This is a genomic window from Capnocytophaga sp. oral taxon 863 str. F0517 (assembly GCF_000466425.1).
GTDB lineage: Bacteria > Bacteroidota > Bacteroidia > Flavobacteriales > Flavobacteriaceae > Capnocytophaga.
Window position 1 is genome coordinate 129,530 of record NZ_KE992174.1, and the last position, 763, is coordinate 130,292.

At 32.9% G+C, this 763-nt stretch carries 2 protein-coding genes; both read left to right on the forward strand.

Annotated features, from left to right (window positions below):
• A partial coding sequence (locus HMPREF1551_RS11595) for an RteC domain-containing protein (RefSeq protein WP_021629348.1) occupies window positions 1-162 on the forward strand: 162 nt, incomplete at its 5' end.
• Between the two features lie 10 nt (window positions 163-172).
• A complete protein-coding gene (locus HMPREF1551_RS11600) occupies window positions 173-448 on the forward strand; it encodes an RteC domain-containing protein (protein WP_021629349.1) in 276 nt (91 codons plus the stop codon).
• The last annotated feature ends 315 nt before the right edge of the window (window positions 449-763 follow it).

Below are 763 nucleotides of genomic sequence, written 5' to 3' on the forward strand. Positions count from 1 at the left end.
GATGTAGAGTATTTTACTCGCAATTACGACTACCTTCCTCAAAGCAATGAGGGGTATTTGTTTTCTTTTGATGGAGCCTTTTCTACTTGTCGTAGCTTTGAAGTTGCTAAGATAGGGGCTGCCAAGGAACTCTCCGATTATCTTTTTTTTTCGTACTCGTGAAGAAAAAGATATGCCTTTAGAAATTCTAAATCTTTTAGAATGGACAGGGAAAAAGACTGAACTCATAGAGCTAATCTATGGTTTGTATGCTACCAATCGCATTTCATCAGGAAAAGTTTCTATCAAGAAGCTAACTGTGGTATTTGAAAAGCTCTTCAAGGTAGAATTGGGAGATCTGTATCACACTTTTCATCGTATGAAAGGACGCTCAAAGAACCTTACACCTTTCCTCGATGCTTTAAAAGCGGCTTTACTAGATCATATAAACAACTCCGACCAAAAGTAGTTTTGCTAACTTCAAATAAAAACGTTTAAACCATTATTTAATCAGTTTTTTAGGGAAATAGACAGTTTCCCTTTTTTAGGGAGAAGGATTTATAATCAAATATTATATTCATTATTTTCAATTTAACTCTTCTATATAAACTCCCTACACACTTTTACCTCCATTTCTAAAAAAAAGCCCATTATAGCCCATTGGCATTTTTTAGACATTTCTTCCTATAAAAGTAGTTTATACTCCAAAAATACGTTACAATTATCTTGTAATACACTCATAACCAATAAAATAAATAAAAATCACTTCAACTGCGTTAAAATG

Coding starts and splice junctions, on each gene's coding strand:
- HMPREF1551_RS11600 (WP_021629349.1), top strand. CDS start 173: ATGCCTTTAGAAATTCTAAATCTTTTAGAATGGACAGGGAAAAAGACT.